A 13269-nucleotide genomic window follows, 5' to 3' on the forward strand; every position below is an offset into this window, starting at 1 on the left:
AAAGCACGGAGCTTATGACCAGCAGCACAATGGCCGGCAATGCCCAATTGGACACCTCGCACTCCCCGCCTCAGATACGGGTGACGGGAGACTGGACGCTCGCCCATTACGCTGACCTCAAGCACCTGAGCGAAAAGCTCGAGGGCCAGTACAACGACAGCACCCTCATCGATCTCAACGGCCTCGGCGCCCTTGATACGGCCGGCGCCTCGCTGCTGGTGGAACTGCTGGGCTCGGAACGCCTGGGCCGCTCCGCGCAACATCCTGATTGCACCCTTTCCTCCGCCGACCGCGCGTTGTTGCAAACCGTCTATCAATCGCTGACGGATTTCTGCGTGCCCATCAAGGAGCCGGAAATCAGCGTCGGCATTCAATTGCTGACCCGCATCGGCCGTGCGGTGGACACAGTCTGGCAGGACACCCTGCAACTGCTGGGGTTCGTCGGCCTGATCCTGGAAACCATCGTCCGTGGCCTGTTTCGTCCCAAGCGCTGGCGCATTACGCCGATGGTGGCGCACATCGAACAGACCGGCCTCGACGCCGCGCCCATCGTTGCCCTGCTGACCTTTCTGGTGGGCGCCGTGGTGGCGTTTCTCGGGGCGACAGTGCTGAGCACGTTCGGCGCCAGCGTGTTCACGGTGGACCTGGTGGCGTTTGCCTTCCTGCGCGAATTCGGCGTGCTGCTGACCGCGATCCTGATGGCCGGGCGCACCGCCAGTGCGTTCACCGCACAGATAGGCTCGATGAAGGCCAACGAGGAAATCGACGCCATCCGCACCCTGGGCCTCGATCCGATGGAATTGCTCGTGGTGCCGCGGGTCCTGGCCTTGCTGGTCGCGTTGCCGATGCTGACCTTCCTGGCGATGGTTTCGGGAATTATCGGCGGCGGCGTGGTCTGCGCGGTATCGCTGGATATTTCGCCGGCAATGTTCCTGTCGCTGCTGCAATCGGACATCGGCGTTCAGCACTTTCTGGTAGGGATCGTCAAAGCACCGATCTTCGCCTTTCTCATTGCCGCGATCGGTTGCCTGGAAGGCTTCAAGGTCAGCGGCAGCGCCGAGTCCGTCGGTGCCCACACCACATCGAGCGTGGTGCAGTCGATTTTCGTGGTGATCGTGCTCGACGCCGTGGCCGCGCTGTTTTTCATGGAGATGAGCTGGTGAGTCGAGTACCCCGAGCCCCCGCCGAGGCGGTGATCGAAGTCCGTGGGCTGTGCAATCGTTTCGGCAGCCAGAGCGTGCACGAGAACCTCGACCTGGATCTGTACAAGGGCGAGATCCTTGCCGTGGTCGGCGGTTCCGGCAGCGGTAAATCAGTGCTGCTGCGCAGCATTGTCGGTTTGCGCCAGCCCAGCGAGGGCGTGGTGAAAGTCTTCGGGAAAAACCTGCCGACCCTGCCCGAGCACGAGCGGTCCCTGATAGAGCGGCGCTTCGGCGTGCTGTTCCAGAAAGGCGCGCTGTTCTCTTCGCTGACCGTGACCGAAAACGTCGCCCTGCCCCTGATCGAACATGCCGGCCTGAGCCGCGACGATGCCGAGCACCTGGCGGCGGTGAAACTGGCCCTGGCCGGCTTGCCGCTGTCGGCGGCGGACAAGTACCCCGCGTCCCTGTCCGGCGGCATGATCAAGCGCGCAGCACTGGCGCGGGCCCTGGCGCTGGACCCGGACATCCTGTTTCTCGACGAACCCACCGCCGGCCTCGATCCGATTGGTGCCGCCGCCTTCGATCAACTGATCCTGACCCTGCGTGATGCCCTGGGCCTGAGCGTTTTCCTGGTGACCCACGACCTCGACACGCTCTACACCATCACCGATCGGGTGGCGGTGCTGGCGCAGAAGAAAGTGCTGGTGGCCGATGCCATTGACGTGGTCTCGGAAACCGACGACGCGTGGATTCACGAATACTTCCATGGCCCTCGCGGCCGCGCGGCGCTGAGTGCCGCTCAACAGCTCAACGAGGTCTGACATGGAAACCCGAGCCCATCATGTATTGATCGGCCTGTTCACTGTGATCGTGGTGGCGGGCGCCCTTCTCTTTGGTTTGTTCCTGGCCAAATCCAGTGTCGACACCGAGTTCAAGGATTACGAAGTCGTGTTCAACGAGGCGGTCAGCGGCCTGTCCAAGGGCAGTTCGGTGCAGTACAGCGGGATCAAGGTCGGTGACGTGGTGACCCTGCGTCTGGACCCGAAAGACCCGCGCCGGGTGCTGGCGCGGATCCGACTCGGTGGCGATACCCCGATCAAGGAAGACACCCAGGCCAAACTGGCGCTGACCGGGGTCACCGGCACCTCGATCATCCAGCTCAGCGGCGGTACGCCACAGAGCCCGACGCTCAAGGGCAAGGACGGCAAGCTGCCGACCATCATTGCGTCGCCCTCGCCCATCGCTCGCCTGCTCAATGACAGCAATGACTTGATGGCCGGGGTGAACACCTTGATGCACAACGCCAACCTGATGTTTTCCACGGAAAACATCGAGCGCATCAGCAAGACCCTGGAGCATCTGGAGCAAACCACCGGGGTCATTGCCGACCAGCGCGGCGATATTCGCCAGGCCATGCAGCAATTGGCCTCGGTCGGCAAGCAGGCCGGTACCATGATGGAGCAGACGTCGGCGTTGATGCGCAACGCCAACGGCTTGCTCATTGACCAGGGCAAGCAGATGTTCGGCAGCGCCGAACAGGCCATGAAATCGCTGGAACAGAGCACCGCGACCATCAACCAACTGCTGAGCACCAATCAGCAATCGCTCAACAACGGCATGCAGGGTCTCAATGGCCTGGCGCCGGCGGTGCGTGAACTGCGCGAGACCCTCACCTCGTTGCGGGCTATTTCCCAACGCCTGGAATCCAACCCCAGCGGCTACCTGCTGGGCCGTGACAAGAGCAAGGAATTCACTCCATGACGCTGACCCGCCTCGCCCTCCTCGCCAGCTTCACGCTGATCAGCGCGTGCTCGATCCTGCCCAAGTCAGAACCCTTCGATCTTTATCGATTGCCGTCGGCGCAAAGCAGCATACCGGCCAGTCACGTCACGCCGCAGCGCTGGTCGTTGCGTCTGAACAAGCCCCAGGCCAGCGAAGCGTTGAACAGCCCGAACATTGCCGTCATCCCCCAGGGCGACGTGATCAGCAGCTACAAGGGCTCGCGCTGGAGCGACCCGGCGCCGGTATTGCTGCGCAACCGGCTGCTCGATGGTTTCCAGCGTGATGGTCGGGTGACGCTGCTGAGTACCGATGACAGCAACTTCCAGGCGGATCTGGAGCTGGGCGGCAGCTTGCAGGCGTTTCAGACTGAGTATCAGGGCACCAGCGCCAGCGTGGTGGTGCGCCTGGATGCCTTGTTGGTGCGGGGGTATGACCAGCGAATCCTCGCCAGCAAACGCTTTGAAGTGCGCCAGCCGTTGAGCGATTTGAAGGTGCCGGCGGTGGTGGCCGGGTTTGGCCAGGCCAGCGATCAGATCACGACGCAGGTGGTGGCGTGGGCGGTGGAGCAAGGACAAAAATTAGCGCCGCCCGCGAGATTTTGAAGTCCACACAGTTCAAAATGTGGGAGCGGGCTTGCTCGCGAAGGCGTAGTGTCAGGCGACCTATATCTTGAATGACACACCGCCTTCGCGAGCAAGCCCGCTCCCACAGGAGGGTTGTGGTTAACCGAAGAACCAGTAGCAGACGCCGATCGCCCCCAGCACACCCGCCAATTCCGCCAACAACGCACACCCCACCGCATGTCGCGCGCGCTGGATACCCACCGCGCCGAAGTACACCGCCAGTACGTAAAACGTGGTTTCGGTACTGCCCTGGACCGTTGCCGCCACCAGCGCCGGGAAGCTGTCCACGCCAGAGGTTTTCATGGTTTCGATCAGCATGGCGCGGGCGGCGCTGCCGGAGAACGGCTTGACCATCGCGGTCGGCAGCGCGTCGACGAAGCGCGTGTCCCAGCCGGCCCACTCCACCAGGTGCCGAATCCCGTCCAGGCCGAAATCCAGGGCGCCGGACGCCCGCAGCACGCCCACGGCGCAGAGCATCGCCACCAGGTACGGCAGCAGGTTCTTCGCCACATCAAAGCCTTCCTTGGCGCCTTCGACGAACGCTTCGTAGACCTTGACCTTGCGCATTGCACCGATCAATAAAAACAGCATGATCAAGCCAAATAGCGTGAGGTTGCCGAGGATCGACGACAGACCCGCCAGCGCGGTGGCGGACATCGTGCCCAGCAGCGCCATGAAACCACCGAGGGCCAGGGCGCCGGGAATCAGGTACGCCAACACGACAGGGTCCCAGACGCGCAGGCGTTGCATGAAGGCGACGGCCAGGAAGCCGACGATGGTCGAGCAACTGGTGGCGAGCAGGATGGGCAGGAACACCAGCGTCGGGTCGGGCGCGCCTTGCTGGGCGCGGTACATGAAGATCGTCACCGGCAGCAGGGTCAGGGAGGAGGCGTTGAGCACCAGGAACAGGATCTGCGCGTTACTGGCGATCGTATCGCTGGGATTGAGCTCCTGCAGGGCCTTCATGGCCTTGAGGCCGATGGGCGTGGCGGCATTGTCCAGGCCCAGGCCGTTGGCGGCGAAGTTCAGGGTGATGAGGCCGATGGCGGGGTGGCCGGGCGGGACTTCCGGCATCAAGCGCAAAAACAGTGGACCCAAGGCCCTGGCCAGCCATTCGACGATCCCGGCTTTCTCGGCGATCCGCAGGAAGCCCAGCCACAGGGTGAGCGTGCCGAACAGCAGGACCATGACCTCGACGGACAACTTGGCCATGGCGAAGATGCTCTCCACCATCGCCGCGAAGATCCCGGCGTTGCCGCCGATCAACCATTGCGCCAGCGCCGACACGGCAGCCACGATGAAGAAGCCAAGCCACAGGCCATTAAGCATCAGTCAAATCCCCCAAAAGATGCGCGAATGATAGCGGGGTGACCAGAAACGACAAACCCCGGATTTCTCCGGGGTTCATCCATGCGCTAAACATCTGTAGGAGCCGGCTTGCCGGCGAAGGCGTCATCATTGGCGATGCAGGGCTCGAAGGCCTCTTCGCTGGCAAGCCAGCTCCTACAGGTTGCGTGTCAGCTCTTGGAGGTTTCACCAACCGCCAGCTTTTCCTTGCTGCGCCAGTGCGGCAGGGAGTTCCAGTAGCGCTGGCCCTTGGCGTCGTCGTACATGCCTTCCCAACGAGCGATGACCAGCACGGCCAGGGCGTTGCCGATCACGTTCAGGGCGGTACGCGCCATGTCCATCACGCGGTCGACACCGGCGATGAATGCCAGGCCTTCCAGCGGAATACCGACGCTGCCCAGGGTCGCCAGCAGCACCACGAAGGACACGCCCGGAACGCCGGCGATGCCTTTGGAGGTGACCATCAGGGTCAGTACCAGCAGCAATTGCTGGCTGATCGACAGGTCGATGCCGTACAGCTGGGCAATGAAGATGGCTGCAATGCTCTGGTACAGGGTCGAACCGTCCAGGTTGAACGAGTAACCGGTTGGCACCACGAAGCTGCAAATGGCTTTAGGCGCGCCATAGGCTTCCATCTTCTCGATCACACGCGGCAGCACGGTTTCGGAACTGGCGGTGGAGTAAGCCAGTACCAGCTCATCCTTGAAGATGCGCATCAGCTTGATCACCGAGAAGCCGAACAGGCGAGCGATCAGGCCCAGGATCACGAAAGCGAAGAAGGCGATGGCGAAGTAAACCAGGATCACCAGTTTGGCCAGCGGAATCAGCGACGCGAAGCCGAAGTTGGCCACAGTCACCGCGATCAATGCGAACACGCCGATCGGGGCGTAGTTCATGATCATGTGAGTGACCTTGAACATGCTTTCCGATACGCCCTGGAACATCTTCACCAGCGGCTCGCGCAGGTCCGCCTGCAGGCTCGACAAACCGAGGCCGAACAGCACGGAGAAGAAGATGATCGGCAGCATTTCGCCGCGAACCATGGCCGCAAAGATGTTCGACGGGATCAGGTTGAGGATGGTTTCGATGAACGCGTGTTCATGCTGAACCTCGGCCGCCGTGGCCTGGTACTTGGAAATGTCCACAGTGCCCAGGGTGCTCATGTCGATGCCGGCACCCGGATGGAACAGGTTGGCCAGCAGCAGACCGACCACGATGGCGATGGTGGTGACGATCTCGAAGTAGACGATGGTCTTGAAGCCGATGCGCCCCAGCTTCTTGGCATCACCGACGCCAGCAATGCCGACGATCAGGGAGGAGATGACGATCGGGATCACGATCATCTTGATCAAACGGATAAAGATATCGCCCGCTGGTTGCAAGACGTTGCTGATCCACCAGGCTTTTTCGGCACTGAAATGGTTGAGCAGCGCACCGATTGCAATCCCCAATACCAGACCGATGAGGATCTGCCAGGCGAGGCTAAGCTTTGCCTTCTTCATATCTTTACCCTTACTTCAGTTTGACTCGGACAGATGCAGAAACGGTTTCGCTTGTGGCGAAAATGTCAGAGCACTTGCCCCCGTATAAGGAGCCCCGGAGCGCTTGTTAGTGGCTCTCTGGCAGGCGAAAAAAGGCGCAACTATTCCGATGCAAGGAAGCGACGTCTAATGCCGTAAACGCCTACCCTATGCCGAATCGGCATGAGGTTTTTTCAGTGAAACGCGCGTCCCAACCGGTTCGAATACGACATATTGGCAGGCATAAGTGCCGTGAACCGGCCATCACAGAGCAGATTGGGTGTTTTTTGATCAGCTGGGAAGCGTGCTGAAAAGGCAGAAAAACCTCTTATGTGCGCCGAGACCCGGGCACAAAAGAAAGGCGATTTTTCTCGATGTACGGTCGCTCATGGAGCACCGCGAACGGAAAAACAAAGGTTTGGGGCAGTACAACGACTTTAGCCTTCAAGCTCTACGCAAGTCCGTCGAGCCGCAGTTGGCTGGCGAACTTGCGTGGCAGCTTTACCCTGACCCGGCCCTTGCGCAGGCACTCCCTGTACCCGTAGGTCACTCCGCCCCTGAAGCAGGCAGAACGTCCCGACCCCCTGGTCATGCGCCTGCCTTCCTCAGGTGGCGCAGCGGCAAAGAAGCTGGGCGCTTCTTTCGCGTCTGGAAATCAGTACCACTTTGGATCTTTTCTCAGCTGCTCCATTAACAAGTCCTGCATACCCTGGTCCGGTTTTCCGAGAAAACGGTAGTTGGCATGCCGTGTCGGCGACTTGTCGGCCGGTAAACCTGCCGGTACTTCGACCAGCATGGCGTAGGCCTCCTTTTTGTCGAAACTGACCGCGACGATCAGGCGTTCGTTGGTGCAACTGGCCTGGGATTGGCACAGCGGCGCCACCAGATACTTGTCGCCATCCTCTTCAACGCCGTTCATTTGTTCAGCATCGCCAGACAGGTTGATCACCCATTCCGGCAGCCGTTCTTCTTTTTTCACTACGCCTTGCCAGGTTTCGCGGTACTGCGGGTCAGCGTTCAAGAGTTCGTTGACCCGTGCCTGCCCATCATTGGCGGCGATTGCCATGGCACTACCGCCCAGTAGCAGGGCGGCTGCCAGTGTCTTTAACGAAACGCTCATGTTCACCCTCGACCGCGACGGCCAAAGAAGAAGGAAGCGATGAACATCACCAGGAACACGACAAAGAGAATCTTGGCGATACCCGTGGCGGTGCCCGCGATACCACCGAAGCCCAGGACTGCGGCGACAATGGCAATGATCAAGAATGTGATTGCCCAGCTCAACATGGTGATTCTCCTTACGTTTCTATTTAAAGGTGCTGCATTCCCGGCGCGTCAAGCGCACCAAGTCGAATGTGCTTAAAACACCCAGCGTTCCTGACGCGGCATCTCATCGGCCGGCTGTGCCTGGTCGACGTCCATCATTCGCATCGGGGTGTTGTCTGCCAAACCGCTGCTTGCCGCGCTGAAGTGGGTTTGGGTCGGACGTTCAAACGATACGCTCGGGGCTTCTGGCTGCTGGCTCTGTTCCCAAAGAAGAAACTGTTGGCCGGCGAACAAGGTGATCAACAGTGCAAGTACCGCAAACAGGCCTTGCTGAACATGCAGTGGCGAGAGATGCAATTGGGCGGCACGTTGACGATTCATCCTGAAGCTCCTCCCACGCTGGGGAATATCGGGTTGAGGGCTTTTGTTGTTGCCCTGCGTTAATCAAGCTATTGCAGCCTGCATGCCAGCTTTTTTCCTTTAAAAAATCGTTAAAAAACAATTAGTTACAGATGAGCCAAAACGTCGGCCCGACGCATCCTGCACGATGAGCCCTCGTACGGTCGTGCGTAATGCACGACTCTTTGCAAAGGCATCGCAATATTTTTGAATTGAGAGGAGGGCGCAGCTGTCAGAAATGGACGCAAGGCATCTCTGATCCGGGTTTTCTTTTAAAGACGCGCAAACCCGGGTGCTGAAGCGAGGGGGCAGGAGATAGCTACCCTGCCATGGCAGGAATGGATCAGAATGAACCATGCAACTTGCCCGATTTTTCCCTGACTAACTAAAGATCATTCATTAAGGAGCGTAGGAAAATGGAATCCGCCACTGAGCATCAAGGCCGCATTCTTCTGGTGGATGATGAGTCTGCCATCCTGCGAACCTTCCGCTATTGCCTTGAAGATGAAGGCTACAGCGTGGCGACCGCTAACAGCGCCGCGCAAGCGGAAGCCTTGCTGCAACGTCAGGTCTTCGACCTGTGCTTCCTCGATTTGCGACTCGGAGAGGACAACGGCCTGGACGTTCTGGCGCAGATGCGCATCCAGGCTCCATGGATGCGTGTGGTGATCGTGACTGCGCATTCGGCTGTGGACACTGCCGTGGATGCGATACAGGCGGGTGCCGCCGACTATCTGGTCAAGCCGTGCAGTCCCGATCAGTTGCGCCTGGCCACTGCCAAGCAGCTGGAAGTGCGGCAGTTGTCGGCACGTCTGGAGGCCCTGGAAGGTGAGATACGCAAACCCAAGGACGGACTGGACTCACATAGCCCAGCGATGAAAGTCGTGCTCGAGACCGCCCGCCAAGTGGCCAATACCGATGCCAACATCCTGATTCTCGGTGAGTCCGGCACCGGTAAAGGTGAGTTGTCCCAAGCGATTCACGGCTGGAGCAAGCGCGCGAAGAAGTCCTGCATCACCATCAACTGCCCGTCGCTCACGGCTGAACTCATGGAAAGCGAGCTGTTCGGCCACAGCCGGGGCGCCTTTACCGGCGCCAGCGAAAGCACTTTGGGACGCGTCAACCAGGCCGATGGGGGCACCTTGTTTCTTGACGAAATCGGCGATTTTCCCTTGGTTTTACAGCCAAAATTGCTGCGTTTCATTCAAGACAAGGAATACGAGCGGGTAGGGGATCCGGTGACTCGTCGGGCTGATGTGCGCATTCTCGCGGCCACCAACCAGAACCTTGAGGACATGGTCCGCGACGGCCGTTTCCGCGAAGACCTTTTGTATCGCCTCAATGTCATTACCTTGCACCTGCCGCCGCTGCGCGAACGCCGGGAGGACATTCTCAACCTCGCCGACCGGTTCCTGGCCCGGTTCGTCAAGGAATACGCGCGTCCGGCACGGGGCTTCAGTGACGAGGCCCGTGAAGCGCTGTTGGGTTACCGCTGGCCAGGGAACATTCGCGAGCTGCGTAACGTGGTGGAGCGGGCGAGCATTATTTGCCCGCAGGAACGGGTCGAAATCAGCCACCTGGGCATGGCCGAAGCACCGATCAATAACGCCCCGCGTATTGGTGCGCCGTTAAGCCTGGATGAGCTGGAAAAAGCCCATATCGGAGCCGTCCTCGCCACCGCGGGGACCCTGGATCAAGCCGCCAAAACCTTGGGGATCGATGCGTCGACGCTGTATCGCAAGCGCAAGCAGTACAACCTGTGAGTCAGCGCCGATGAAACTGACGATGAAGTTGCAGACCCGGCTTTTTCTCAGCATTTCCGCGCTGATCACTGTTGCACTGCTGGGCCTGCTGCTTGGTCTTGTCAGTGTGTTGCAGATGGCCGGGAGCCAGGAAGCGCTGGTGCGCAACAACTTCGTCACCCTGGATCGGGGGCTCAAGCTGCGCCAGACCCTGGGTGATCAGTTGATCATCATGCTCAGCGAAAACAACGATCCCGCCGCCTTCGAAGCATCCAGGCAGCGTTACCTTGAGCTGCTGGAGGAAGGTATTGCCCAGGAGCCGGCGGGAGAAAATCTCGAACACGGTTTCAAAAAGGCCAAGGCCGACTATCTGGACTTTATTCGTGCGTATGAGGTGTCCGCTGACCCGACGCGAGTGCTGAACGGCAACGATGAGCTGACCGAAAAATTCAATTTGCTGCGCAATGGCTTGATTACCGAACACAAGCGGGCGCTGGACGACATCAGCACCATCGAACGCAAGGCACGCGAGCGTGCGCTGCTGATCGCCGGACTGCTTGGCCTGGTCGGGCTGGCGGTGTTGATCATCGGGTTCGTGACTGCGCATGCCATCGCCCGGCGTTTCGGCGAGCCCATCGAGGCGCTGGCGCAGGCAGCGGATCATATCGGCCAAGGTAATTTCGACGTCACGCTGCCGGTGTCCTCGTCCGTGGAGTTGAATCAGCTGACCCGGCGCTTCGGCATCATGGCCGAGGCGCTACGCCAGCACCAGGCCACCAATGTCGATGAGTTGCTGGCAGGGCAGCAGCGTTTGCAGGCGGTGCTCGACGGCATCGACGACGGTTTGCTGATGATCGACCGCCAGGGGCACCTGGAGCACCTCAACCCGGTCGCGCAGCGTCAGTTGGGCTGGGACACCGATCGACTTGGGCTAGGCCTGGGTGAGGCGCTGGAGCACCCTGAACTCGATGAACAGCTGCAGCTGGTACTGCGTGGCGGTACGCTGGAGCGAGTGCCGGATGACTTGGGCATCGAGGTCGATGGCGAGACGCGGCTGCTGACTTATAGCCTGACGCCGGTCATTCATACCCAGGGGCAGATTCTCGGTGCGGTGATGGTGCTGCACGATGTAACTGAACAGCGTGCCTTCGAACGGGTGCGCAGCGAGTTCGTCCTACGCGCCTCCCATGAGCTGCGCACGCCCGTGACCGGTATGCACATGGCATTCGGCCTGTTTCGCGAGCGCGCGCATTTCCCGCCAGAATCCCGTGAAGCCGACCTGCTGGACACGGTCAATGAAGAAATGCAGCGCCTGATGCAACTGATCAACGACTTGCTGAATTTCTCTCGCTACCAGAACGGCCTGCAGAAGCTCACCCTGGCGCCGTGCTCCATTGAGGAGTTGCTGGAACAAGCGCAGATTCGCTTCAGCGACGGTGCGCAGGACAAAGGCGTCGAGCTCCTGATCGAAGTCCAGGAGCCCTTGCCACGCTTGCAAGCCGATCAGCCGCAACTGGACCGGGTGCTCGACAACCTGATCGACAATGCCCTGCGCCATACCGCCAGTGGCGGACTGATACGGTTGCAAGCCCGGCGACATGGGGACCGGGTCATCATCAGCGTTGAAGATAACGGAGAAGGCATTGCCTATGGGCAACAGGGGCGGATCTTCGAGCCCTTTGTCCAGGTCGGCCGCAAGAAAGGCGGGGCCGGGCTCGGTCTGGCGTTGTGCAAGGAGATCGTGCAGCTGCACGGTGGCCGGATGGGCGTTTACTCGCGACCGGGGCAGGGCACTCAGTTCTATATGACGTTGACCGTGTAAGCGCTTTTACGCTTCGTCATCCAGGCGTCGGCCAGCCAGTCGACGGCCTCGGGTTATCAGCTCGATGAACTGCACTGCACTCAGCGCGTGAGCGAACAGCCAGCCCTGGCCGAACTTCACCCCCTCACTGCTCAGGAGCGCCGCCTGGGCTTCATGCTCGATGCCTTCGGCAATCACCTTCAAGTGCAGTGACTGAGCCATGTGAATGATATGCGGGGCGACACCGCTGCTCGCCGCGTCATGGCCCAGGGCATCGATGAACGCCTTGTCGATCTTGAGACAATCCACTGGCAGGGTTTGCAGGTAGGCGAGGCTGCAATAACCGGTGCCAAAGTCATCGATCAGTACCTGATGCCCGACATCGCGCAAGGCTTGCAGGTTTTCCCGGGCCACCACCACGTCGATCAATCCGCGTTCGGTGACCTCGAAGGCAATTTGCTTGGCCGCGACCCGGTGCAGGGTCAACAGGCGGGCCATCACCTGGCCGATCCGCGGGACCATGACGTCGCAGGCCGCCAGGTTGACCGAGATATACAACTGCGGATTGGCCCGCAGCAGTTGCCCCAGCTGCTCGAGCAGGCGTTGCAGGACAAAGTCGGTCATCTGGCGAATCTGCCCGGTGTTCTCGGCCATCGGAATGAACAGGTCGGGACTGGTCAGGGTGCCGTCCGGCCTGCGCCAGCGCAGCAAGGCCTCGGCCCCGACGCAGTTGCGGCTGTCGAGGTCGAAGATCGGTTGATACAGTACCTGCAACTCGCCTCGACGAATGGCGCCCGTCAGTTCAGCGTCCAGGGACTGGCGTTGGCGCACCAGCAAGAACACCAGGAAACCCACGCACAGGGCCAATAGCACGCAGGCGGGCAGCAGCCACCACCACACAGGCGGTATATGGGTGCCGCTGCGCGGGCTGATCAGCACCAGCTGGTATTCCGGGTTATCGGTGGGCATGCGGTAAATCAGCCTGTTCTGGGTGACCTGCAGCGCATCGCGGGCTTCCGGCGGCCAATGGCCAGTCGGTGGCCAGGCTTGCGCGACGCCCAGCACCGGAATGGCCCGGGTGCCATGATCCAGTACCACCAGCAGGCTGCTGCCCGGCGACAGGTCGACCATGTCGGTCAAATGGCCGCGGGAGGTCGCGACCCGGAAGTTGCCGCGTCCGAGCATCAGCGCGGCACGGTTTTCATCCGGCTCGGTAGTGGTGTTCAACCAGTAAGTGTAGGTGGGGCCTTTGATGTCCGGTGGGCGTAACAGTGACAGGCCTTCCTGGCGCGGACGGTTGGAGCAGATTCGCGAGTCGTCCATGTAGGCCGCCTCATAGACGAAGCGATAATTGAAGCTGACCTGCTGCAGGGTCGCGATCATGTCGTCGTCGCAGCTGCGCAGTGGCTGGGCTTCCAGGTCATCGAGGCTTTCGCGCAACTGCCCGAATAGTTGCTCGAGCCGGGCGAGAAAGCGTTCGCCCTGGGCGTTCATTTCCCAGCTTTCGTTTTGCTCAACCTGGTGAATGGCAACGAAGTAACTGCCGGCCATCATCAGGGTAGCGCTCAAGACAGCAGCCAGCATCGCCAGAAACCAGGGGCGATAGAACCAACTTCTGAGTGTCTCTCGAGCAGCAGTCATTATGGA

Annotated in this window: 12 protein-coding genes; 6 read left to right on the top strand and 6 right to left on the bottom strand. The window is 60.5% G+C overall.

Features of this window, described 5'->3' with window-relative positions; genetic code table 11:
• Nucleotides 1-14 precede the first annotated feature (14 nt).
• The 4 genes from DKB71_RS00875 to DKB71_RS00890 are packed head-to-tail and all read left to right on the top strand — an operon-like array spanning nt 15 to nt 3526.
• On the top strand, nt 15-1163 hold the full coding sequence (locus DKB71_RS00875) for an ABC transporter permease (RefSeq protein ID WP_274073810.1): 1149 nt from the start codon (nt 15-17) through the stop codon (nt 1161-1163).
• On the top strand, nt 1160-1963 hold the full coding sequence (locus DKB71_RS00880) for an ABC transporter ATP-binding protein (RefSeq protein ID WP_408599386.1): 804 nt from the start codon (nt 1160-1162) through the stop codon (nt 1961-1963). Before DKB71_RS00875 ends, DKB71_RS00880 begins: the two co-directional genes overlap by 4 nt.
• A 1-nt stretch (nt 1964) precedes the next feature.
• Nucleotides 1965-2903, top strand: a complete 939-nt coding sequence (locus DKB71_RS00885; RefSeq protein WP_408599387.1) for an MlaD family protein — start codon at nt 1965-1967, stop codon at nt 2901-2903.
• A complete protein-coding gene (locus tag DKB71_RS00890; protein ID WP_323607354.1) occupies nt 2900-3526 on the top strand; it encodes an ABC-type transport auxiliary lipoprotein family protein in 627 nt (208 codons plus the stop codon). Before DKB71_RS00885 ends, DKB71_RS00890 begins: the two co-directional genes overlap by 4 nt.
• Nucleotides 3527-3646: 120 nt before the next feature.
• Here DKB71_RS00890 and DKB71_RS00895 read toward each other — a convergent pair whose 3' ends face one another.
• The 5 genes from DKB71_RS00895 to DKB71_RS00915 all read right to left on the bottom strand — a co-directional run bounded on the left by DKB71_RS00895 (nt 3647) and on the right by DKB71_RS00915 (nt 8061).
• Entirely contained in the window at nt 3647-4876 is a 1230-nt protein-coding gene (locus DKB71_RS00895; protein WP_408599388.1) for a nucleoside recognition domain-containing protein, read from the bottom strand.
• Nucleotides 4877-5064: 188 nt separating this feature from the next.
• Nucleotides 5065-6396, bottom strand: coding sequence for a glutamate/aspartate:proton symporter GltP (gene gltP, locus DKB71_RS00900; protein ID WP_408599389.1), 1332 nt, complete (start codon nt 6394-6396; stop codon nt 5065-5067).
• A gap of 673 nt (nt 6397-7069) precedes the next feature.
• Nucleotides 7070-7534 carry an inhibitor of vertebrate lysozyme family protein gene (locus DKB71_RS00905; protein ID WP_408599390.1) on the bottom strand — a complete coding sequence of 155 codons (465 nt, stop codon included), beginning with the start codon at nt 7532-7534 and terminating at the stop codon, nt 7070-7072.
• 2 nt (nt 7535-7536) lie between these two features.
• A complete protein-coding gene (locus DKB71_RS00910; protein WP_003170804.1) occupies nt 7537-7701 on the bottom strand; it encodes a DUF1328 domain-containing protein in 165 nt (54 codons plus the stop codon).
• Nucleotides 7702-7773: 72 nt separating this feature from the next.
• The gene (locus tag DKB71_RS00915; RefSeq protein ID WP_408599391.1) at nt 7774-8061 is read right to left on the bottom strand and encodes a hypothetical protein; all 288 of its coding nucleotides are present in this window, start codon (nt 8059-8061) and stop codon (nt 7774-7776) included.
• Nucleotides 8062-8495: 434 nt separating this feature from the next.
• Between DKB71_RS00915 and algB the strand changes: the two genes are divergently transcribed.
• Nucleotides 8496-9842: a sigma-54-dependent response regulator transcription factor AlgB gene (gene algB / locus DKB71_RS00920; RefSeq protein ID WP_274073817.1), complete on the top strand. Its 1347-nt coding sequence runs from the start codon at nt 8496-8498 to the stop codon at nt 9840-9842.
• Between the two features lie 10 nt (nt 9843-9852).
• Nucleotides 9853-11643 (top strand): KinB sensor domain-containing domain, encoded by a 1791-nt coding sequence (locus tag DKB71_RS00925; protein WP_408599392.1) that lies wholly within the window; start codon nt 9853-9855, stop codon nt 11641-11643.
• A 6-nt stretch (nt 11644-11649) separates the two neighbouring features.
• Here the strand turns inward: DKB71_RS00925 and DKB71_RS00930 are convergent, their stop codons facing one another.
• Entirely contained in the window at nt 11650-13263 is a 1614-nt protein-coding gene (locus DKB71_RS00930; RefSeq protein WP_274073819.1) for an EAL domain-containing protein, read from the bottom strand.
• Between the last annotated feature and the right edge of the window lie 6 nt (nt 13264-13269).

The sequence above is a fragment of the Pseudomonas sp. PLMAX genome, from assembly GCF_046042685.1.
Classification (GTDB): domain Bacteria; phylum Pseudomonadota; class Gammaproteobacteria; order Pseudomonadales; family Pseudomonadaceae; genus Aquipseudomonas; species Aquipseudomonas putida_AE.